General features: G+C 60.1%; 22 protein-coding genes. 8 read left to right on the forward strand and 14 right to left on the reverse strand.

Annotated features, from left to right (window positions below; all coding sequences use genetic code 11):
- Positions 1-105: 105 nt before the first annotated feature.
- Both G5S37_RS08430 and G5S37_RS08435 read left to right on the forward strand, forming a co-directional pair.
- Entirely contained in the window at positions 106-786 is a 681-nt protein-coding gene (locus G5S37_RS08430) for an isochorismatase family cysteine hydrolase (protein ID WP_165202677.1), read from the forward strand.
- A 97-nt stretch (positions 787-883) separates the two neighbouring features.
- Positions 884-1,321, forward strand: coding sequence for a cupin domain-containing protein (locus G5S37_RS08435; RefSeq protein ID WP_206026358.1), 438 nt, complete (start codon positions 884-886; stop codon positions 1,319-1,321).
- A gap of 257 nt (positions 1,322-1,578) precedes the next feature.
- Here the strand turns inward: G5S37_RS08435 and G5S37_RS08440 are convergent, their stop codons facing one another.
- The 3 genes from G5S37_RS08440 to G5S37_RS08450 all read right to left on the reverse strand — a co-directional run bounded on the left by G5S37_RS08440 (position 1,579) and on the right by G5S37_RS08450 (position 4,629).
- On the reverse strand, positions 1,579-3,669 hold the full coding sequence (locus G5S37_RS08440; RefSeq protein WP_165202679.1) for an FAD-dependent oxidoreductase: 2,091 nt from the start codon (positions 3,667-3,669) through the stop codon (positions 1,579-1,581).
- 90 nt (positions 3,670-3,759) lie between these two features.
- On the reverse strand, positions 3,760-4,125 hold the full coding sequence (locus tag G5S37_RS08445) for a hypothetical protein (RefSeq protein WP_165202681.1): 366 nt from the start codon (positions 4,123-4,125) through the stop codon (positions 3,760-3,762).
- A gap of 78 nt (positions 4,126-4,203) precedes the next feature.
- Complete coding sequence (locus G5S37_RS08450) at positions 4,204-4,629, reverse strand: dual specificity protein phosphatase (protein WP_165202683.1); 426 nt, start codon at positions 4,627-4,629, stop codon at positions 4,204-4,206.
- A 118-nt stretch (positions 4,630-4,747) separates the two neighbouring features.
- On the opposite strand from G5S37_RS08450, the gene G5S37_RS08455 reads away from it, so the two are divergent.
- The 3 genes from G5S37_RS08455 to G5S37_RS08465 all read left to right on the forward strand — a co-directional run bounded on the left by G5S37_RS08455 (position 4,748) and on the right by G5S37_RS08465 (position 7,541).
- On the forward strand, positions 4,748-5,863 hold the full coding sequence (locus tag G5S37_RS08455; RefSeq protein WP_165202685.1) for a DNA alkylation repair protein: 1,116 nt from the start codon (positions 4,748-4,750) through the stop codon (positions 5,861-5,863).
- Positions 5,864-6,111: 248 nt separating this feature from the next.
- Positions 6,112-7,191 (forward strand): substrate-binding domain-containing protein, encoded by a 1,080-nt coding sequence (locus G5S37_RS08460; protein ID WP_165202687.1) that lies wholly within the window; start codon positions 6,112-6,114, stop codon positions 7,189-7,191.
- A 29-nt stretch (positions 7,192-7,220) separates the two neighbouring features.
- Positions 7,221-7,541, forward strand: coding sequence for a DUF3820 family protein (locus G5S37_RS08465; RefSeq protein ID WP_206026359.1), 321 nt, complete (start codon positions 7,221-7,223; stop codon positions 7,539-7,541).
- Between the two features lie 132 nt (positions 7,542-7,673).
- Here G5S37_RS08465 and G5S37_RS08470 read toward each other — a convergent pair whose 3' ends face one another.
- The 7 genes from G5S37_RS08470 to G5S37_RS08500 all read right to left on the reverse strand — a co-directional run bounded on the left by G5S37_RS08470 (position 7,674) and on the right by G5S37_RS08500 (position 11,479).
- The gene (locus G5S37_RS08470; protein ID WP_165201609.1) at positions 7,674-8,528 is read right to left on the reverse strand and encodes an IS3 family transposase; all 855 of its coding nucleotides are present in this window, start codon (positions 8,526-8,528) and stop codon (positions 7,674-7,676) included.
- A complete protein-coding gene (locus tag G5S37_RS08475; RefSeq protein WP_165201705.1) occupies positions 8,525-8,845 on the reverse strand; it encodes a transposase in 321 nt (106 codons plus the stop codon). The genes G5S37_RS08470 and G5S37_RS08475 overlap by 4 nt, the downstream gene beginning before the upstream one ends.
- Before the next feature lie 128 nt (positions 8,846-8,973).
- Positions 8,974-9,393 (reverse strand): secondary thiamine-phosphate synthase enzyme YjbQ, encoded by a 420-nt coding sequence (locus G5S37_RS08480; RefSeq protein WP_165202689.1) that lies wholly within the window; start codon positions 9,391-9,393, stop codon positions 8,974-8,976.
- A gap of 58 nt (positions 9,394-9,451) precedes the next feature.
- The gene (locus G5S37_RS08485) at positions 9,452-9,871 is read right to left on the reverse strand and encodes a TfoX/Sxy family protein (RefSeq protein ID WP_165202691.1); all 420 of its coding nucleotides are present in this window, start codon (positions 9,869-9,871) and stop codon (positions 9,452-9,454) included.
- Positions 9,872-9,901: 30 nt separating this feature from the next.
- A complete protein-coding gene (locus G5S37_RS08490) occupies positions 9,902-10,420 on the reverse strand; it encodes a MogA/MoaB family molybdenum cofactor biosynthesis protein (RefSeq protein ID WP_165202693.1) in 519 nt (172 codons plus the stop codon).
- Between the two features lie 9 nt (positions 10,421-10,429).
- On the reverse strand, positions 10,430-10,894 hold the full coding sequence (moaC, locus tag G5S37_RS08495; RefSeq protein ID WP_165202695.1) for a cyclic pyranopterin monophosphate synthase MoaC: 465 nt from the start codon (positions 10,892-10,894) through the stop codon (positions 10,430-10,432).
- Positions 10,895-11,038: 144 nt separating this feature from the next.
- Positions 11,039-11,479 carry a hypothetical protein gene (locus G5S37_RS08500; protein ID WP_165202697.1) on the reverse strand — a complete coding sequence of 147 codons (441 nt, stop codon included), beginning with the start codon at positions 11,477-11,479 and terminating at the stop codon, positions 11,039-11,041.
- Between the two features lie 224 nt (positions 11,480-11,703).
- Here G5S37_RS08500 and G5S37_RS08505 point away from each other — a divergent pair, with 224 nt between their 5' ends.
- Positions 11,704-12,144 (forward strand): hypothetical protein, encoded by a 441-nt coding sequence (locus tag G5S37_RS08505; protein WP_165202699.1) that lies wholly within the window; start codon positions 11,704-11,706, stop codon positions 12,142-12,144.
- A gap of 365 nt (positions 12,145-12,509) precedes the next feature.
- Here G5S37_RS08505 and G5S37_RS08510 read toward each other — a convergent pair whose 3' ends face one another.
- Together G5S37_RS08510 and cimA are read right to left on the reverse strand one after the other, a co-directional pair.
- Positions 12,510-14,402, reverse strand: coding sequence for a GNAT family N-acyltransferase (locus G5S37_RS08510; protein WP_165202701.1), 1,893 nt, complete (start codon positions 14,400-14,402; stop codon positions 12,510-12,512).
- Between the two features lie 167 nt (positions 14,403-14,569).
- Positions 14,570-16,156, reverse strand: coding sequence for a citramalate synthase (gene cimA, locus G5S37_RS08515; RefSeq protein WP_165202703.1), 1,587 nt, complete (start codon positions 16,154-16,156; stop codon positions 14,570-14,572).
- 387 nt (positions 16,157-16,543) lie between these two features.
- Here cimA and G5S37_RS08520 point away from each other — a divergent pair, with 387 nt between their 5' ends.
- Entirely contained in the window at positions 16,544-18,283 is a 1,740-nt protein-coding gene (locus tag G5S37_RS08520; RefSeq protein WP_240914838.1) for a CocE/NonD family hydrolase, read from the forward strand.
- A gap of 39 nt (positions 18,284-18,322) precedes the next feature.
- On the opposite strand, the gene G5S37_RS08525 is transcribed toward G5S37_RS08520, so the two are convergent.
- Positions 18,323-19,546 (reverse strand): homoserine O-acetyltransferase, encoded by a 1,224-nt coding sequence (locus tag G5S37_RS08525; RefSeq protein ID WP_240914839.1) that lies wholly within the window; start codon positions 19,544-19,546, stop codon positions 18,323-18,325.
- 139 nt (positions 19,547-19,685) lie between these two features.
- On the opposite strand from G5S37_RS08525, the gene G5S37_RS08530 reads away from it, so the two are divergent.
- A complete protein-coding gene (locus tag G5S37_RS08530) occupies positions 19,686-20,621 on the forward strand; it encodes a polymer-forming cytoskeletal protein (RefSeq protein WP_165202705.1) in 936 nt (311 codons plus the stop codon).
- 24 nt (positions 20,622-20,645) lie between these two features.
- Here the strand turns inward: G5S37_RS08530 and G5S37_RS08535 are convergent, their stop codons facing one another.
- Positions 20,646-21,743: a DUF2156 domain-containing protein gene (locus G5S37_RS08535; RefSeq protein ID WP_206026360.1), complete on the reverse strand. Its 1,098-nt coding sequence runs from the start codon at positions 21,741-21,743 to the stop codon at positions 20,646-20,648.
- Positions 21,744-21,801: the final 58 nt, after the last annotated feature.

A 21,801-nucleotide genomic window follows, 5' to 3' on the forward strand; every position in this document is an offset into this window, starting at 1 on the left:
TGTGCCTGGTCTGGTGTGAAGTGCGGGCGATCCGGTGGGAAACTACCGGATCGCCATTTCCTTTCTCCTTGGAACATCATTTGCTTTCCAACCTCAATCTCACGTATGGCTTTCGTCGAATCTGATCCGTATCCCTGGCCCTATGACGGTGACCTCCGTCCTGAAAACACCGCTTTCCTCGTCATCGACATGCAGACGGACTTCTGTGGTCCCGGCGGCTATGTGGACAAGATGGGGTATGACATCTCCCTCACACGCGCTCCTATTGAGCCCATCCAGAAAGTCTTCGCCGCCACGCGTGCGAAGGGGTACCACGTGATGCACACACGCGAGGGACATCGCCCCGACCTCTCTGACTTGCCTGAGAATAAACTGTGGCGCAGCCAGCGCATTGGCGCGGGCATTGGTGATGCAGGTCCCTGTGGGCGCATCCTCACGCGTGGCGAGCCAGGCTGGGACATTATTCCGGAACTCGCTCCTCTCCCAGGTGAAGCTATCATCGACAAGCCGGGCAAGGGCTCCTTCTACGCCACCGACCTCGACATGCTGCTGCGACGCAAGGGCATCCGGAACATAGTGCTCGCGGGAATCACCACGGATGTGTGCGTGCACACTACCATGCGCGAGGCCAATGACCGCGGCTACGAATGCTTGCTGCTCGCGGACTGCACGGGCGCCACGGATGTGGGCAACTACACTTCCGCGCTCAAGATGATCAAGATGCAGGGTGGTGTCTTCGGTGCCGTGAGTGATTCGACGGCATTCATCAAGGCCATTACGGAATGACCCGTCGTATGAGTGAGGATTCAGCCCTGAACCTGAAATTGATGGAGAAAACTTTCACTCGCCATGGGATGCGGTTTTCCTATGCTGCCGCATCATCGTGACTGCCCCCGACCCGACCCCAGCACCGCCGGCCTTTCCGCACATCGAGCTGAAGGATCTCTTCAACATCGTCCAGCACGAGGAGAACCTGCCCTGGCAGTACTTCCGCGATGGCGTGGATATCGTGCGCCTCTATGGCGACGGCATCACCGGTCCCACCGCGGCGCTGATACGCTTCCGTCGTGAGGGACGCGTGCCCACACACTATCACGATGGCTGGGAGCACATCTTCGTGCTCGCCGGCAGCCAGCGCGACCAGAGCGGTACCATCCATGCCGGGACCTTGCGCATCCACCCGCCCGGCACGCATCACAGCGTGGTGAGCGAGGCGGGCTGCATCGTACTCGCCATCTATGAGAAGCCGGTGAAGTTTCTTGGAGAGAAAGCAGGCGGTGCCGCAGCAGTGGCAAAGGGTGAATCGGAAGAGCGAGAGTAGCAGAGGGCGATTGGATATGTCTTCCCTGCCATCGTGATTGCTACCGCAGTGCGTGGCTTCTCGTTGGTGATATAACCCGCGCTTTGCGTCTTGGAGAGCGGTGGCAAAGGCCTCCCTTGAGGCCGCTACACCGCTTTGAGCGGAGCGATTCGGCGTGAATTGAAAAGGGCGCGTTGACCATTCAACGCGCCCTTCTCACGATCTTCACTGGAAAGTTTGCGTGACCAGTGTCCTGGGTCACGCCATCGCACTTTCTTTTACTTCGTCACCGGTACCCACTGCACTGCATCGATCACCACATAGCCTTGCGTGCCCTTGTTGGAGATGGTCACGGTGGAGGGCTTGCCTGCGGCGAAGTCAAAGGTGCCGAGCGACACAAAGAGACCGTCGATGGTGGGAGGCTTGCGCTGATCCACGGTCACCTTCTCCACGCCGCCCGCGTGCTCGATTTCCACGGGCACGGAGGAAGCGCGGTTGTTGTTCGCGGGATAAGCAAGACGCACTTCGTATTTGCCGGGCTTCGGAATGATGGCTTCGAAGGTGGCTGTCACCGTTTTGGTCTTGTCATTGCCATCGTGCTGATAGCCATTTTCCACGAAGACTTTGGCCGAGCCGCTTTCCTCCCACTCGCCGGTCACCTTGGCCCGCTGGTCATCGATGACCACGCCTTCGAGTTTGCCGGCGTCCTTGCCCTTGCTGGAGGTAGGGCCGCTGTAGTGCAGCACCTGGCCGTCCTTGAGCAGGCGTTCCTTGAGCTTTTCATAAGGCACATCCTGCACGGGGATGTTGCTGTCGATGGCCATCACAGCCGCTGTGGCTGCGCTCTGGGCCAGGATCATGAACACGGGCTCCATGCGGATGCTGCCAAAGGCGATGTGCGTGCTGGAGACGCACACAGGCACGAAGAGGTTGTCCGCCTGGCCCTTTTTCGGCACCAGTGAACCGTAGGCGATTTCATACGGGCCCTTCGTGCTCACGCCGATGTCGCCCTCGTTCTGCACGTAGCCTTCTGGGGTGATGTAGCGTTGCACATTGTGCGAGTCGATGGTGTAGCTGCCCATGCCCACGGAGTCCGGGGTGGGGCGTTGCTTGGTGAGTTCCAGTTCCGTCATCACGTAGTTGCCAATCATGCGACGCGCTTCGCGGATGTAGAGCTGCGGGGACCAGTTGCCATTGTCCTTGTACTCGTCCTTCGGCAGGCCCCACTTCTTCATTTCGTCCTGCACATCCTTGGGCACGCGAGGATCGTTGGCAATGAACCACAGCCAGCCCTGCTGGTAGGTCTGGTGCTCCTTGATGATCTCCTTGCGGCGCTCATAAGAGGCATCCGGATAGTCGTAGTTGAGGCCGATGTTGTCCGTGCTGAAGGGGCCGTGGTTGTTCGTGTCCGTCTTGTGGTTCGGAATCGGGTCGAACTTGCCAAACGTCTCGCGCCAGCCGGCGTCGAAGACGCGGAGGAGCAGTTCGTATTGCTTCGCGTCATAACCTTCCGGCTTGGGGAAGGGGATGCGGTTCTCCGGATGGTCCGTGAGGCACATGCGGAAGCAGTAGGCCTGCACGCGCTTGTCACCGGCACCGTATTCGCCCACGGGCTCGGCGCTTACGCGGGCTACCACGCCGCTCTTCGGGTCGCCAGGCACCACATAGGCGCTGATGGGCTTCTTCACCGCACCGAAGTGATGGCGGTGATGCAGCACGCCCACCTGGATACCGTTCCACTTTTCGCCGTACACGCTGTTCGCTTCGCGGCCCACGTGGTAGTCCACCTTCGCGGCAGCCATGAGGTCGCCCTCATAGGTGGCGTCGATGAACATCTTCCCGCCGTACGTATTGCCGCTCAGCGTGGTGATGGAAGTGATGCGTCCACCTTCCTTCTTCACGCCCTTCTCGCGGTCCAGCCACTCGTCCCGCTTCACCGGGATGTTGAATTCCTTCACATAGTCCTCGAAGACCTGCTCCGCCGCGTGCGGTTCGAAGATCCACATGGTGCGCTCGGCACCGTCCATGGCAGGCGTGCCCTGGCCCTTGTTTCCGTACTCTTCCTTCTTCTGCTGTTTCCAGGACTCGGACTTGTCATAGTGCAGCCAGATGCGGTGGTAGAAGTCGCGGGAAAGGCCGCCGATGACCGCCTTGTTACCCGTGTCCGTGAAGCCCAGGCCGCCACTGGAGAGACCGCCGAGATGCTTGTCCGGCGAGACGATGATGGCAGTCTTGCCCATTTTCTTGGCCTGCACCGCAGCGATCACAGCCGCGCAGGTGCCGCCATAGATCACCACATCATGCTCTTCCGCTTGGGCGGGGGAGAGCAAGGCGGCGGCCAGGAGGGAGGTGAGGAGGAGGCGTTTCATGGAGAGGGAAATAGAGACAGGGACGGCAGCGTGGAAAGTCTGGGGGGAACTGGGAGAGAAGTCCAGCCCGGGCAATTTTGGACAGGGAAACTACGGCAGCGTTTCCTGCTTCTGCGGCTTCTTCTGGGGAGTGCCTTGGTTTCCACCAAACATCGCTTCCAGAAATCCCAGCAAGATTCCTGCGCAGACGATCCCTACGCCGGTCCAGAACATAAGCTCCCATGGCCAGGAGAACTCGTGACTCCTGAGGATCACCACTTTCACCACAGCCACGGAGATAAAGAGCAGCATGCCAAACAGACACAAAATCCCGGCCAGTTTCCGCTGCCGATCTCCCAGGTGTTCATTTAGCCATCTGGCTTGGTTTGGAAGAAAGCGCCAGGCGACCCACCGGATCCCACTGGCGATGCCGACGATGAGCGCCAAGAGTAGTGCTCTCTTGATGAATTCCTCCATGTGCTGTTCACCATCGTAGGGTCTTTTTCCTTCACGGCAACTGCGCACTTCCCGCGCGATCTCCGAATCTGCGCGTTTCTACTTCGTCCAGTCTTCCGAGTACAGCAGTTCCTCAATGCCCGGTGTCAGGGCGATTTCCCGGCGCTTCGCGATGAAGGTCAGGGCATCCTCTGGAGAGAGTTTGGCGGTGCGCATCATCCACACGGCCACGATCACCACCGAACGACTGCGGCCAGCGCGACAATGCACGAGGACCTTAGGTGACAGTCTCACAAACTTCTCCAGCGTGAGCACGGCCTGCCGGACCAGCCAGGGATCGTTTCCCGGTCCATCGATGAAGTCGTACACCTTCAGGGCCTCCACTCCACACTCCGCCGGTTCGCAGCCGACAAAGTGGCCATTGAGGCATAAGATGGAACGGAACCCGTGCTCGGCAATCACCTTGGTGTCTGCGGCATCCAGACTGGTACCTATTGCGACGTCGGGCGTGATGAAGCTGACCATGGGTGAGTGAAGTCTCCTGACGTAGGTGACGACGCCATCCTAGAACCGGATGGATGGCTCGACAATCGCTTGCGCGCGTTTCCTTTTCTTCGGCTCTATCCGATGCTAACCCAACTGTATGCCCCTCGAATCAGAAACCGAATCCACCGCCGCACCTGCACTGAAGGAGTGGTTCAATGAAGCCCGCTTTCGCACGATGGCGGCGGACGTCGCGGCGGTATATCCCAAGTTCGATTCGAAAGCCTTCCTCGCGGCCACGCTTCCCGGACTGGAGCCGTTGAATCTCATGCAGCGGCTACGGCGCATGACGGAGGGGTTGCACGCCACCTTGCCCTCCGACTACGAGAAGGCACTCGGAATTTTGCGCAAGGTCGCACCGCGCATCGATCACAACTTCGTCACGCTGGTGCTGCCGGACTATGTGAGCGTGTACGGGCTGGAGCATTTCGAGCCCTCCATGGACGCACTGAAGTTCTTCACGACGTTCGGTTCGGCGGAGTTCGCCATTCGTCCCTTCCTTCGACAGGACTTGAAGCGCACGCTCAAGGTCATGCACGGCTGGTCGCGCGACAAGGATGAGCATGTGCGTCGTCTCGCGAGCGAAGGATGCCGTCCGCGCCTACCGTGGTCCTTCCGCTTGGATGCGCTCATCAAGGATCCATCCCCCGTGCTGCCCATCCTCTCCAACCTCAAGACGGACCCGAGCCTGTATGTGCGCAAGTCCGTGGCGAATCATTTGAATGACATCACCAAGGATCACCCGGACTGGGTTCTGGAGCGTCTCGCGGAGTGGCCCATGGAGCATGAGCACACGGCATGGATTGCAAAGCGCGCTTTGCGTACCTTGATAAAAAAAGGTGATCGCCGCGCGCTGACCGTGATTGGGGCAGGGGAGAAGGCTGAGGTGAAAGTGGTGGAATTCTCCGTGACCTCCCAAAAGGTGAAACTCGGTGAGCGCATGACCATGTCCCTGCACCTGCAGTCCAAGACGAAGAAGGCTCAGCGACTGGTCATCGACTACGCCATCCACTACGTGAAAAAGTCAGGCGCTACTTCCGCCAAGGTCTTCAAGTGGAAGGAATGTACGCTGGAGCCGGGCGCTGTCCTGACTCTAGCGAAGAGCCAGCGGATCGTGGACTTCACCACCCGCGAGCATCACCCCGGAAAGCACGCTGTGGACGTGATGGTGAATGGCGAAGTGATGAGCAGCGCGGTGTTTGTGTTGGTGAAGTGAACTATGGGTAATGGCTCATCGTGGATCTCAACACAGCGCCGAGCGGAGCGAGACGACTGCGAAGCAGCCCGAAGGGTGAGGACGGCAGGACGAATCAAACACGAAGACACAAAGCTACGGAGTTTTTTTAAGTCTCTGTGCCTCTGCGTCTTTGTGTTTCTGTGTTGAAGTCGAGGAGTCACCTTCTTCCCAGGGCCGCTGGTAAAATCCCTTGACCAGCACACGCCCCATCCGCTTCAGTGCAGGGCATGAAGGGCCAGTCCATCCGTCCGCAACGCTCGTCTCTTGTCGCGGAGACGGTGCGGGTCTTGCGGCAGGGTATCCAGTCGGGACTGTGGCGGGGACATCTACCGGGGGAGCGTGTGCTCTGCTCCCAGTGGCAGATCAGCCGGCCCACCCTGCGTGCGGCCATGGAGGTGCTGCAGCGGGAGAAGCTGGTGGAGGTGGCGCATGGATGCCGCACCAAGGTACTCATCAAACCACCGGCGAAGTCGCCCATCACTCTCACCGTGGGCCTTCTGAGCCCGGAGCCGCTGCATGCGATGCCGCCTTTTGTGATGTTGTGGGTGGATGAACTGCGCGGCCAGCTCGCGAATGAGGGACACCTTCTTCAGGTGGTGGTAGGACGAGCGGGCTTCGGAAGGAAAAATCCCGCGCGTGCGTTGGAGTCGCTTATCGCAGGCACGCCAGCCGCCGCGTGGGTGCTCTATCAGGCCACGGAGGCGATGCAGCGCTGGTTCTCAGAGCATGATACTCCCTGTGTGGTGGTGGGGTCGTCTTTCCCAGGTACGGATTTGTCAGCCGTGGACCGCGACTATCGCGCCGCATGCCGCCATGCCGTGGGCCTGTTCGCGGGCAGGCAGCACAAGCGCATCGCCCTGCTGATTCGCCGTGAGCAACTCGGCGGCGACATCGAGAGCGAGCGCGGCTTTCTGGAAGGGCTGGAATCCTTCGCGCAGCGCGGTGTTAGCGGCACCATCTGTCGGCATGATGGCACCAATGCCGGCCTCTGCGCGAAGCTGGATGACCTGCTCGCTGAGAAGCCGCGTCCCACCGCGCTGCTCATCGCACGGTCCGCCTCCGCGCTCACCGTGCTCACCCATCTGCTGCGGCGCGGCGTGCGCATCCCGCAGGACATGGCACTGGTGTGCCGCGATGATGACACCTTCCTCGATAGCACCGAGCCCCGTGTGGCCCGCTACGCCGTGAGTCCCGCCGCCTTTGCCAAGCGCGTGCATCGCATGGTCGTGGGGCTTGTGCAGGACGGCGTGGTGCGCGAAGGGAATGTGCGTGTGATGCCGACCTTTACGCGGCGGGAATCGGTGTAAGATAAGAATCCCAACCCTGAACTACCTCTGTGAATCCCGACGAACTTGCTGCCCGTATGGCGGAGGACATGGCCGCCATCGAACGGATGCGCATGCCCTTCGGGAAATTTGGCCCGCAGAATTTCCCTCCGTACGGCGTGCCGATTTTTGATCTGCCAGTGGAGTACCTCGCGTGGTTCAACCAGAAGGGTTTTCCCAAGGGCCGGCTGGGAGAGCTGTTGAAAATCGTGTACCAGATGAAAGTGGACGGCAGTGACCTGGCCTTTGATCCCATGCGCAAGCGCAACGGAGGAAGAACCACGCTGCGTGAAGAACGGCGCAGGGAATGGACCGCGCCGGATGCGAAGTGACCGCGGAAGGCAACGTCGAGGATTTCAACACAGAGACGCAGAGGCACGGAGGATTCGAGAAGACTTAGGAAATTCTTCCACGAGTGGCCAACTGCCTATGAGGTGCAACGCATTTTTGGACCAGCGAGTGTCTTAGTTTAGGTTTCTGGATTGGGTCTCAAACTGATTGGGGGTGAGGTAACCGATGGCGGAGTGCTTGCGCTGGTTGTTGTAGTAGCCCTCGATGTACTCAAAGAGTTCCAGTCGTGCATCGGTGAGATCTTCAAAGCGGCCTCCTTGAAGCATCTCGCGCTTGAGGGTACCCATGAAGGACTCTGTCCACGCATTGTCATAGGGGTTGGCTCGCCCCGACATGCTCTGGCGCAGGCCGGCACGCGTGAGCACGGAACGGAAGGCAGTGCTGCCATACTGGCTGCCCCGGTCGCTGTGGAAGACAATGCCGCTGGCTTTGGGATGGGTTTGCAGGGCTTGTTCCAAGGCATGGACGACGAGTTCTGCACGCATATGTGATGCGAGACTCCAGCCCACAATGCGACGCGAGCCCAAATCCATGACCACGGCCAGATAGAGCCAGTTTGCCGTAGTGGGAATGAAGGTGATGTCTGCGACCCAGGCCTCGCCGGGCTTCTGCGGCACGGGCTGCTGGGCCAGCAGATTGGAAGAGGGACGGTCTGCCCGGCCATCGCTGGTTTTGGGCAGGTAGTTCTTGGGTTGGATGGCCTTGAGGCCCCGTGTTTTGAGGATGCGGCGCAGCCTCGAAGGCGCACACACGATGCCATGGTCACACAGCTCCTCATGGATCCTGCGGTAGCCATAGCGGCACCGGTTGCGTTTGAAGATCTCCTCGATGAGTTCCCCCAGGCGAGCGTCTTGCTCATGGCGTGAGATAGGCTTTGCCGCATGGTAAAAGCTGCTGCGGGGCAGCTCCAGGACGTCGCAGATCTTGCGCACACTCCCACCGGTCTGGCGCTGGAGTTGCAGGATCATTTCGCGAGTTTGGACGGCGATGGCGTGCCCAGGATGACAGCGGCCTTTTTTAAAATGTCGTTCTCCAGGCGCAGGTTGGCGATTTCACGCCGCAGCCGGTGCAGCTCGTTGGCTTCGCCCTCCTCGCCTCCGGCTCGTTGGTCTGCGCCCACGAGCTGCACCGGCTGCCTTTGGGACCGGGTCCAACGGTAAAGGATGCCAGTGCCAATGCCGAGTTCTTCAGCCACCTCGGACACACTCTTGCCCATGCGGACCAACTCCACGGCATGGGTTTTAAAATCACTGCTGTAACGCTTTTTTCGGGTCACGGTACTCATACGGCTTGTCTCTTATCCCGTGGTCCAAGAAATTAGCGCACCTCACTATCCATTCCAAAATCAAACTCTGTGCCTCTGCGTCTTCGTGTCTCCGTGTTGAAATCACGTGGCGCCGCAAGCATGCGTCGCTACTCTCCCACCACGCTCACCACCACATTCCGCGTATGCGGCGCACGGCGGTGCTCGAAGAGATAGATCCCCTGCCACGTTCCCAAGGTCATGCGTCCCTGCATCACCGGGATGACTTCACTGGTGCGGGTGAGCACCATGCGGATGTGGCTCGGCATGTCATCCGGCCCTTCGCAGGTGTGCACGAACCACGGTGTGTTCTCCGGTACCAGGCGCTCAAAGAACTCATGCAGATCTGTCCTCGCGGAAGGGTCCGCATTTTCATAGATCACCAGGCTGCAACTCGTGTGCTGCACGAAGACCGTGGCTGTGCCCACACGAATGCCGGAGGCACGCACGATACGCTCCACCTGTGAGGTGATGTCATACGTGCCCTTTCCCCGGGTAGTAATGCTAAACTGATCCGCGTGAGCAGGCATGGTGGGAGTGATGATGGTTGGACGGATGTCTATCGTGCCACCGTCGACTCAGTGTACCTCATTTCTTCCGCGCCTTCTTCGCCGCGGTTTTCTTTTTGGCCTTTGGCCCCGGCTTCGCTTCCGGTTCCTGCTTCGGCTTCTTCTTTGCTTTCGCCTTCGGTTTCGCCTTGCGCAGGGACGCCTCTACTCCGAGCAGCGCCCAGGGTTTCATCTTCATTGGGCTGGAGAGGGCGCTCTCCGGCGGCTCCCAATAGCTCATCACGGTCTCGTTGCCGTCCTTGTCCACGAAGCGGAAGGGCTCGCAGCTCGCGTCGATGAATATCTGGCGATTCTCCTCGTCGGTTTTGAGAAAGAGCCTGCCGTACGCCTCCAGGGCAAACATGATGCCATTCTTGTAGAAGCCCGTGCCGCCGAACATCCGGCGCGGCGTCACTTCTCCCACGGAGGCCAGCAAGTCGAGCATGTCATCCACAGTCATGGCGTCACTCCTTCTCTTCTTCGTTCGACATTAGCAACTCGTCGGTTCCTTGCGTGCCACCTTCACGGTATGTGGAACGGCGCCGACCACAAAGCTGAGACACTCCACCGCACCCGACGGCTTGCCAGGAAGCGCGAGCACGAGCGAGTTCCTCACAATCGCGCCCATGCAGCGACTCAGGATGGCATTCGGCGTGATCTCCAGCGACTTCATCCGCATGAGCTCGCCAAAGCCGGGAATCTCCACGCGCATGATGCCACGAATAGCCTCTGGCGTGACATCGCGGTCAGCGATGCCGGTGCCGCCCGTGGTGAGGATGAGCCCACAACCCTGCGCCGCAAAAGAGAGCACTGCCTGTTGGATAGCCACCACGTCATCCGGCACGAGCGCTTCCGCTTCCACGCTCCAGCCGTATTCGTTGCTGGCCTTCTTCAACGCAGGCCCTCCATGATCCTGATACACACCAGCGCTGGCGCGGTCCGAGACGGTGATGATGCCAACCGTAATCGTGGCAGGCGTAGGAGCGGGTGCAGGAGCAGGTGTGGACATGTGGGTGAGTCAGCCTTTCTCGGCCGGCTCCTTCGTCTTGCTCACCAGATGCACGCCGTCAAGCCGCATTGACTTGTCCACCCCTTTGCACATGTCATAGATGGTCAGCAGCGATACGGTCACCGCGGAGAGCGCCTCCATCTCCACGCCGGTCTGGCAAATCGTCTTCGCCGTGGCCGTGGCGGTGATGCCTTCCGGATTGAGCACGAAGTCGACACCCACCTTGCTAAGCGGGATCTGGTGGCAGAGCGGGATGAGATGCTGGGTGAGTTTTGCCGCCTGGATGCCGGCAATGCGCGCCACGGCCAGCACATCCCCCTTTTGGATTTGATTCTCTCGAATCAACTCCAGAGTCGCAGGCTGCAGCTTGATGTGGCCCGTGGCGACTGCTTCGCGACGGGAGACTGGCTTTGCCGAGATGTCCACCATCGCGGCTTCTCCATTGGCATTGGTGTGGGTGAGTAGCAGGGACATGGGCAGAAGAGTGTTGAAGTTCAGTCGCCTCTGGACGCGAAAAATCCACCAGACAAATCATGGGGCCATGGACGGATTCGCCGGAGGTGGCCTTTGTGGCCTGCCTATTTTCCTTCATCAGCCCTCGCCCTCGAACCCTTACCCTTACGACTCGCTCGTACGACGCAGGGCCTCCACCCGCTCAAACTCACATCGCTTGATCCCTTTGAGAAAAAATCCGTCAAATCTAAATCTAGGGAGGTCTAGTTTCAGCCTCATGACACCTCGTGTGAAGGTCACGTCCGACACGTCACGCCATGGAATTGAAATCAGCATGCGTTCCCCGCAATGGACTTCCACATAGGTGGGAGTAACCTGCCAATGAAACAGGCTCTTTGATTGCACCCGCATCCAGTATCGAGCCATCAAGTATGCCTGCAGGATGTAGAAAAGTTCTGCCAAGACAATCACCTTCACCACGCTCACCGGGAAATGTCGCAAGCTGAAGAATGGGATGGAAAGCAACCCGACCAACAACAGCGACAGCCCTGCCAGGAACAGCCAGAAGGCCCGCCAGAAAGTTAGTCTCTTGGATTCGATGCGCATGGGATGCACGCCGGGAGGGAGAGAAAGCTACGCTATCTTCCGCGCAACGCCACCGAATCAGGACGGCACCTTCGCTACTCGTGGCAAAGTCGGCACGAATCGCAAACCGAGGCTATTGCCGATTCCTTTGAAATTGTGCTACTAATAAAAATACGACATTCCGGCGCGCGAAATTCAACACTCGGAAATCGACCATCATCGTTTAACTCCGAACCCTTTCCGCCATGAAAACCCTTCCTGCCCTCTTTGCAGCGGCCACCTGCCTCCTGCTGGCCAGTTGCGTATCGCCCATTGCCAAGCGTATTGAGCGCAACCCGGAGATCTACAACAAGCTGAGCGAGCGCCACAAGGGCCTCGTGTCGCGTGGTGAGGTGGAGGAAGGCATGAGCAAGCAGGCCGTCTTCATCGCCTGGGGGCGTCCAGATCGCGCCTTCCGTGGTTCACGAAATGGTCGCGCCATGGAGCAGTGGTCCTACCTGGACTATGACGCCGTGCCTGGCGGATGGGGAGGCCCCGGCTGGGGCTACGGTGGCTGGTACGGTCCGCACGGGTATGGCTACTGCTACGATTCCTTCTACTCCTACCAGCCCATGGTAGACTATGTTCCCTATGAACGGGCCACCGTGGAGTTTGCGAATTCCAAGGTGACGGCGTGGAAGAGGTAAGGGGGAACGGGAGATAAAGACACCATCAAACGTCTCGTGAGTCAATCGCGGCATGGCGCATGTCATGTCCTTGAGTGAACCACCTTGCGCGCAGCGCTTTGGAGTGCGTGTGCGTAGCACCGCTTTGAACGGAGCGCTGGCGTATTACTCACCATGAAGTCCCGAGTGGAATGATAGACACGGCACATCAGTGATTGCTGTAGGTTCACTTTGGGGGAAGCTATCATGCGACATTCCTCCGTTCAAAGCGGTGCTTCGCACCGCACTCCAAAGCGCTACGCGCAAGGTAGTACATCGTGAGGTCTACTCCACATGGGGAGTGCAACTTTCCTCACGAGACGTTCGATGAGGAGAAAGCGTTTCACTCACGCGCGATTCGCGGACGTCGACGTAGCCGCACCCGCAGCGCCCTCCGCCGTCGCCACATCGCTCTTCGGCTCAATGCCATGATGCTTCAGGTACTCTCCGCAGGCTGCTTCACCCATGTATTTCCCAAGCAGGCGAGGATCCGTCTCAGTGACATCCACGAGGATGAGTCCATCCAGGCATGAGGAGAAGTCCTTGTCCACGTTGAAGCTCAGCAGCGTGCCATTCAGCCGCAGGTAGTGCTTCAGCAGGGTGGGGATGCCCTTGCCGTCTTCTTCGAGACTGGAGATGAGTGCGGAGAAGTCATCCACATTGCCCAGTTCCGCGGAGATGAACTCACGCAGGAGCTTGCGATTCTTCCCATAGCGGAAGGGCTTGCGCGGCTTCACAAGGGTGGCGAGGTCGGGATGCAGATTGTTGTCGCTCAGGAACTCGACCATGAGCTTGCGCGAGAGTCCTTGATACTCGCCGCTGATGCTCACCGGTCCGAAGAGCTTCTTGTAGTGCGGATACCGCGTGACCCAGGTGAGCACGCCCTTCCACAGCAGGGGGAGAGCCGCGATGCTGCGCTGGTAGTTCGGAGCGATAAAGCTGCGTCCCATCTCCAGCGCGTCATCGAGGTGCGACAGGAATGGCTTCTGAAATTTGAAGAGGGTGCTCGTATACAGCCCCTTCCTACCATAGCGGCGCAGGATTACATCCGCACGGCCCAACCGGTAGGCGCCGGCCACACGGTGCTCCTTCTCATCCCAGAGGAAAATGTGCAGGTAGTGGTCGTCGAAGCGATCGAGGTCGATCTCTTCGCCTGTGCCTTCGCCCACCGCGCGGAAGGTCACCTCGCGCAGACGGCCGATTTCACGCAGCAAGGAAGGGATCTCCGCGGCAGATCCGACGAAGACACTCAGGTTTCCCTGGCTCGCCAGATGACTGCCCTGCGCACGCAAGGCTTCCACCTCGCGCTCGAAGGCCTCCTGCTGGCTCTCTGTCTGCGGCGCGATCACCGGCTTGATGTTGTCGCGCGGCTCGTTCGCCTCATCCGCTTCCTTGTGACGAACCTCGGGCTTGCCACGCTGGCTCATGATAAAGGTATGCAGCCTCAGGTAGCGTGTCAGGCTCTCGTCATCTTCAAACTTCTTCAGCCGTGAGAAGGGAATGGGCTGGCCCACCTTCACCTGCACTGGTTCTTTGCAGCGCTGGAACAGTTCACGGAAGATCAGGCCCGTGCGAGCCAGCGGATGCAGCATGCCGGCAGCGTGGAAAAGCGGACTGTTGTGCCCTTCAAAGTACACGGGCAGCACGGTTGCTTTTGTCCGGCGTACGAGGGCGCCAACATGAGAGCTCCAAGGACTCTCCTCAACCCCGCGCCCCATCTTGTAGTGGGCCACTTCACCACTGGGGAAAATGGCGAGCGCGCCACCCTGGCGAAGGAAGCGCAGCGCCTCCTTCATGGGCGCGAGATTGCGCTGCGCACTGTTCTCTCCATCGAAGGGATCCACCGCGATGATCCACGGACGCATCTCCTCCATGGTGCCGAGGAGATAGTTCGTCATGAATCGCACATAAGGGCGAAACGCAGACACGAGATCGGCGAGAATCACCGGATCCAGAATACCGAACGGGTGATTCGACACCACGATGAGCGGCCCCTCGGCGGGAAGATTGAAGTTCGCGGGCCAGTCCACTTCATAGCGCGCGCCGAGTTCCTTCAGTCCTGAAGAGAACCACGCACGGGACGAGGGATAGTCCGGATGGTTGACGTAAGCGCGGCGGGTGCGCTCGTACAAATCATTGAAACTCCGAATCGCCAAACCGCGCTCTACGAGAGGAGCCGCGAGTTTGTAAAGATTGCGCTGGAGTGGCTGCTGGATGCGGGAGGAAAGGTCAATCACCATGAGCGCGTGCGGGCGTTGGTGGAGACAAGGGCTCTTTCGTTCAAGGAATTCGTTTGGGAACCTCTAAAGAAATGGCCCAAGTCGTGGGGAGGGCGGATCCTCGCTCCGGCCCTCCCAATGTCAACATGGACGAAGGCGTCCTTTATGACACCTTTGTCATCTTGCCACTACGCTTCCCGCTGGGATTTCTTCCTCAGCAGGTAGTACTCAAGGCTCTCACGCAGAGCCTCCCAGCTCGCGTCGATGATGTTGAAGTCCACGCCCACGGTGCCCCAGCTATCCGTGCCATCGGTGCTCTCGATGAGCACGCGCGTCTTCGCCGCGGTGCCGGACTTGCTGTCCAGGATACGCACCTTGAAGTCGCACAGGGACACTTGTGCCAGCTCGGGATGCGCGACGGCCAGGGCCTTGCGCAGGGCGCGGTCCAGGGCGTTCACCGGACCGTCCCCTTCTTCCACCGTGTAGACTCGCTCGTTGTTGAGCTCAAGCTTCACGGTGGCTTCACAGGTATCCAGTCCGCGCTCGCCATGCTGGCGGTGTGTGGTGTGATACTCCAGCAGCTTGAAGCTGGGCTGGTAAAGGCCAAGCTCACGGCGCAGCAGCAACTCAAAGGAGGCATCCGCGGCTTCGAACTCGTAGCCGTCATTCTCACGCTGCTTCACCTGCTCAAGGATGCGGCGGGACTCTTCACCACGCTTGAGATCGAAGCCCAGCTCCTGGGCCTTGCGCAGGATGTTGTCCTGGCCGGACATGTCACTCACCAGCACCACCTGGCGATTGCCAACAGAGGCAGGCTGGATGTGCTCATAGCTGCGTGCGAGCTTTTGCACGGCATTCACGTGCGTGCCCCCCTTGTGGGAGAAGGCCGTGCTGCCCACGAACGGAGCGCGGTTGAAGTGCGGCAGGTTCGCCACATCATCGACGAACTTCGAGAGCGCGGTGAGCTTGGTCAGGTCCGGCACCAGGCCTTCGTAGCCCATCTTCAGAGCCAGGTTCGGGACCACGGTGGTCAGGTTGCAGTTGCCCGTGCGTTCACCGTATCCGTTCATCGTACCCTGCACCTGCACGGCGCCGGCGCGGATGGACGCGAGCGCGTTGGCCACGCCAAGACCGCCGTCATCGTGCGAGTGGATGCCGATCTTGGCCTCCGGGAAGCGGGCCTGTACCTTTCTCGTGATCTCCTCGACCTCATGAGGCAGGCTGCCACCATTGGTCTCGCAGAGCACCAGGAAATCCGCCCCGCCTTCCAGCGCCGCGGCCAGGGTGGAGAGGGCGTACTCAGGCTCATCCTTGAAGCCGTCGAAGAAATGCTCCGCATCGTAGATCACCTCGCGTCCAGCCTCTTTGCAGAAGCGCACGGTATCGCGGATCATCGCGCGGTTTTCTTCGGGCGTAGTACGCAGGACTTCCGTGACGTGCAGCAGCCAGCTCTTCCCGTAGAAGGTGACGACCGGCGTGCCGGCATCGATGAGCATCTTCACCTGTGGATCCTCTTCCACGGCGAGGTTCGCCCGGCGCGTGCTGCCGAAGGCCGCGATCTTCGCGTTCTTAAAGGTCTGGGTCTTCGCCAGCTCGAAGAACTCCATGTCTTTCGGATTGGAGCCGGGCCAGCCGCCCTCGATGTAGTGCATGCCGAACGCGTCCAGTTCGTGGGCGATGCGGAGTTTGTCGTGCGCGCTGAAGTTGACGCCCTCGCCCTGCGTGCCGTCACGGAGGGTGGTGTCATAGAGGGAAACTGCGGGTGACTTTGACATGTGATGCAATGAAAAAAAGTTTGGCTCAAGGGGTGCGGCGGAAACCGCGGAATCAGTTGGCGGTGAGCTGTCCCGAAGTGCCGTGGAGCCTTTGCTTATAGGCCGCCTGTGGGGCGGGAAAGGCAGTGCCACGAGGCACGCGGACGGGCAGCAAAGCTGAAAGGGGCCTCCAATGCAAGCGCACAAAACCTCAGTCTGGCGCGACGGAAGCCCTACCTAATTCGAATGAGCCGGATGCTGACGGCAGCGAAATGCATGAGCCGGAGAGTTTAGCGCGCACTTGCATGCGTGCAAATGGTTTTACGTCAGCCGCCGGTCGCCGGATGAAAAGCCCAGTCCAGGCGACAATCCGCGGGAAAATCCTGCGGCTGAACTCGTTCTGGAAGGATGCCCCGTCTCTGCCGCCTCGCCTTCTGGTATTGCCTGCTCGCCGCCCTAGTTCCTGTCACCCTCCTTGCCGGAGCTGTCTCCAAGCCTTTGCCAAAGCTCGATGTCCCAGGCGTTCGCGAAGAGCACGTGATGATCCCCATGAGGGACGGCGTGAAGCTCTCCGCATACCTCTATTTCCCGGAGTCCGCTTCGCAGGAAAAGCTGCCCGCCCTCTTTGAGCAGCGTTACGCAGAAATCACCGGCCTGGGCACGCGGAAGGCCGCGGCGTCACTGGCGGCTCAGGGCTTCGTGGTGGCCATGGTGAACTACCGCGGCACCCATGAGAGCGAGGGCGTCTGGGTGAGTTACCGCGCCACCCAGTGGGGGAAGGAGCGCGATGGCTGGGATGTGTGCGAGTGGCTCGCGACCCAGCCGTGGAGCACGGGGAAAATCGGCACCTTCGGCAGCTCGCAGGGTGGCTATGTGCAGAACTATCTCGCCGTCACGCAGCCTCCCCACCTGGTGGCCCAGTACATGGTGGACACCGGATTGAGCCTCTTCCACGAAGGCTACCGCCTCGGCGGCGCCACACGTCCGGAGCGCTACAAGGCCATGGGCAAGGTGGCAAGCAACTACGCCGACCATGAGGCCCTGCTCAAGACATGGGACCGCCATCCGGACTACGACGGCTATTGGAGGGCAGAGGACTGCAAACCCTACTTCGGCAAGATGAACGTGCCCTGCTTCACCATCGGAAGCTGGTATGACTTCATGAATCAGGGCAGCATCATGAGCTTCCAGGGAAGGCAGAAACTCGGCGGCCCAAAGTCCCGCGACAATCAATGGCTGCTGCTCGGCCCGTGGCTCCATGGACGCCTCAACAAAGGCAGCAAGGTGGGTGAGCTCACCTACCCGGAGAATGCGACGTGGCCGGAGCTGGAACACATGACCCGCTGGTTCAACTACTGGCTCAAGGGTGAAGCGAACGGCATTGAAAAGGAACCCAAGGCCCGCTGGTATGTGATGGGCGCGACGGGCGAGAATGGCTCTCCCGGAAACACGTGGAGCGAAGCTGCCGATTGGCCACCTGCCCTGAAGGAGAAACGCCTCTTCTTGAATGCCGATGGTCTGCTGGGCATGCGACGCAGCAATGCGGTGGGTTCACGCACGAGCTATGCCAGCGATCCGCGCAAGCCCATGAATATTCCCGGCACCTCATTCCCCGGTGCGAAGGATGCGAGTGCTTTCGAGCAGCAAGCCGAAGTGCGTACTTGGACCACCGAGCCTCTCACCGAGCCCATGGAGTGGACCGGTGAAGTGAAGGCAGAGCTGTACATCTCCTCCACGGCACCGGACACCGACTTCATCGTGCGCGTGAGTGACGTGTATCCGGACGGCCGCAGCATGCTGCTCATGGATTACCCCATGCGCGCCCGCTACCGCGATGGCTTCGACAAGCAACGCCTCCTCACGCCGACCAATGCTGAGGCACTCGCCACACGCAACGATCCCCGCACCGATGAAATAGCGAAGCTCAGCATGCACGTCGGCTGGACGAGCATCATCTTCAACAAAGGCCACCGCATCCGCATCACCATCGCCAGCACCGGCGCCCCTTTGTATGAGCCCAACAATCAAACCGGTGGACGGCAGACGATGGATTGGATGAAGGACACGCAGACTGCCATCAATACCATCTGGCATGATCGCGCACGTCCCTCGTGCCTTCGTGTGCCGTTGCGAGTGGTGGGGAAGTAGGATGATGTAATGCCCATGCAAAGGAGCATGGGCACGCCCCTACAGCCCCAGATTATCCCCTTCCCACGCCGCATCTGTCGTCACCCCACGCTTCAGCGTGTAGGCCAGGTGCGGCGTGTACAGTGCCGGCTCCAGCAGGAAGGAGTCATGCCCCTTCTCTGAGTGCACGGTGATATGCATGTTTGATACTCCGGCCTGCTCCAGCCAGCGTACAAGCTCGGCCTGCTCTTCCGGATAGAAACAGAAATCCGAGTCGATGCTGAAGACCAGCCAGTGATGTCCAGCCTTCCGGCTGATGGCGAAGAGCTCGCCGTGATTGTCCAATCCGGCATCACGCAGTGGATCGTAGCGCAGCCACATGTCGCAGATGCGCAGGTACGTGTTGGCATCGAAGCGCTTCACGAACTTCTTTCCCTGGTGGAGCATGTAGCTCTCCACATTGTGGCCCACCTTGTACCAGGCGAGGCGGTCGCTGGCCTGCATCACATCTCCACGCGCGCGGCGTTCGATGGCATCCAGGTGCACAAACGTCTTGTGTGAGATCATGCGCGCCAGTGCCAGACCATACTCTGGCTCCGGGCCGCCGTAGAAATCGCCGCCCTTGAAGTGCGGATCGTTTTCAATCGCCATCACCTGCTCGAATACGCCAAGGCGCGAGAGCACCGTGGTCTTCATGCCGCTGGCGATGGAGACGACGAGGCGCACACGCTCGGGGAAGAGGGACGCGAAGTTCAGCGTCATCATGCCACCCACCGAAGGCCCAATCACCGCATGCAGTTTCTCGATGCCAAGGAGGTCGAGCAGCCGTGCTTGGGAACGTACCACGTCCGCCGTGCTCACCTGTGGGAAGGCTGCGCCATACGGCTTGCCGGTCTTGGGGTTGGTGGATGCCGGTCCCGTGCTGCCGTAGCAGCCTCCGGGGAAGTTTGCGCAGACAATGAAGAACTTGTCCGTGTCCAGCGCCTTGCCTGGCCCGATGAAAAGCTCCCACCACCCACGATGGCAGTCCTCCGTCCATCGGCCATTGGTGCCCGGCACGGTAGGGCAGTACCCGGCGGCATGTTGATTGCCGGAGAGGGCGTGGAAAAGGAGGATGCCGTTGGTCTTGTCCGTGTTGAGCGTACCGTAGGTCTCGTAGGCCAGCGTCAGGTCATCCAGCTCCATCCCGCAGGTGAAGCGGAACGGATTTTCAGGAGTGGCCACACGCGCGAACTGCGCCTGGGTCGTATTGCTGGGAGGGACGGCCATGGGGATGACAAACATGGCTGCGATGCTCTCACGGGCAAGCGGAATGCTGTCCGCTGCTGGCCCTCAGCCGCGTATGCTTCTTCGAGCATAGACAAAAGTCACCACCGCAGTACATTTAATACTCCAGTCTCCTGCGCCGTCAGCCATGGTCGCCATGCAATCCCCAGATGCATCCGAGGACCCCGTCCTGAACGAGGGTGCCGTGCTGACGGTTTGCTGGACGGAGGAACTACTGCGCAACCTGGACTGGAAGCGTCTCTTGGAGGTCGTCCGCGCCCTATCCGTCTACTCCGGCTACGAGCCCGGCAGCACCGCGATTGAGCCCACGGGAGCGGCCCAGTTTTTCATCGAAGACCCCAAGGCGCGACAGAAGGGAAGAGCCCTGGTACGGCTCGCCCCGTGGAGTCGTTGGATGGCCACGGTCGACTGCGTGACCGGCTTTGTGGAGACCCTCGCTGCAGAGGGGCAGATTCCCGGCATCTACATCGCCCCGGCCGGTTCTACCCCCGGTGCCCAGACCGCGGCCCGGAGCCGGGGGATTCAGCTTCTGGATGCCCGCCTGCTCGCCGCCCGGCTGAATGAGCTGCCGCAGGAGTACAGCGAGTACTTCCATGACCGGACCGTCTCCGGCGTGGCCACGGTACCTACCTGTCCGATCTGCTTCCGGCCCATGACCAGCGCCGAGGAGCCTGACCCCGGAAAGGTGAATGTGGATGACCTGCCGGACCTGCGTTACGCCACCCAGGACATCGTGGGCGAACCCATCCACGCCCGCCGCATTGAGGTGCTACAGAGCGGGGAGGTGCATTTCCTGCGAGAAGTGCGCGCCCAGGACGTGGTGGTGAATGGCGTGGTGAAGGGCGACTTCGTCTGTGACCGCTCCCTCCTCCTGAATCCCGGTGGCGTGCTCTACGGAAGCGTCGCTGCCCGTTCTGTTCTGGTCCGCCCCGGCGGCGCCCTCAACGGCGAAACCCGCATCCTGCAGGGTCCCCTTGAGCCCATCGCCAAACTCGCCCGCCCTTGGGCCTGGCGCTGCGAGCACACCCCCAGCCAGCCCGGCTGTGAGAAGGTGGTGTTCCACCCGCATTGAGTCGGCGCGCAGATGCAGTGCGGCTTACTTGCTGAACATCGTCTCCCTCACCACGCCCTTCAGCAACCGGCCCATGGTGGAGAAGTAGCTGTTGGCGATATCTGAGGTCAGGAAGGCGAGGTAGACGTCGTTGGAGGGCAGGGGACTGTTCGAGGCAAAGTACACGGGACGGTCGGTGCCGCGGTACTTGGACTTGTGGAAGGACAAGCCCTTGAAGTTGTAGATCTCGTTGCCGTAGCGCTCGCTGATGGCGAAGAACATCCTCGTGGCCCAGTCATCATTGTAGATGCCTTGCTCCAGCTTCACGAAGGGGCACATCAGCAGATTCAGCACTTCGATGCCTTCGGGTTTGAAGACATCCATGGCGGTCATGTGGATTGCGGTGGCGAGGCGTCCGTAGCGTTGTTCGTCGCAGCGCACCGTGTTTGCCGAGTAGCCGAAGGGTTTCCCGTTCCGATACATCGGATCGTAGAACACATAGCCCACGGCCACGCCATCTTTGTCGAAGGCCACGAACTTGCGCACGCCGTGTTCAGGCTCATACACCGGCCGGCGCGCATAGACCCAGATCTCGCGATCGTTCACCTTCTTGCCGCCAATCCAGCGGGCGGAGAGATCGTTGAGCTGATCCTGGGACACGGTGGAGATGTCCACCTCGCGGATGGTGATGCCCTCGCGCTTTGCCTCGTTGCGCGCGCGCTTGATCATGTCCAGTTCCTTCCAGTTGCCCTTGGTGTTGTAGGACTGGACGTCCAGCACCGGCTCATAGCCCACGGTGTTTGCCTTGAAGCCAATCTGGCGCAGGATGCGCGCGCACTCCTCGGAGATCACCGCGAAGACCGCGGATGGATTCTCCTTCATGAAGGCCTCGATCAAGGCCCGCATGTTCCCCGGTGCGCAAACCGGATCCGAAAGAACAATGCGCTTCAGTTTCCGGGCAAAAACCGGATGCGTCACGCTGGTGAAGGAAATGTATCCCAGGTCATGGACGAAGTATTCCATGCCCTGCTGCAGGGTCGCGTAAGCCAGCGCTTCCGTGCCGTGATTGAGAAAATGCGGAGCAAGCATCCGCCATTTCTCTTCACGGTTGAAGTTCTTTGCATCGGCACCCAGAATCATCATGACCTCGACAGAGAACACGGGTGGTGACGGTGCGCAACAACCGTCTGAGAATCGCGCA

The sequence above is a fragment of the Roseimicrobium sp. ORNL1 genome (assembly GCF_011044495.1).
GTDB lineage: Bacteria > Verrucomicrobiota > Verrucomicrobiia > Verrucomicrobiales > Verrucomicrobiaceae > Roseimicrobium.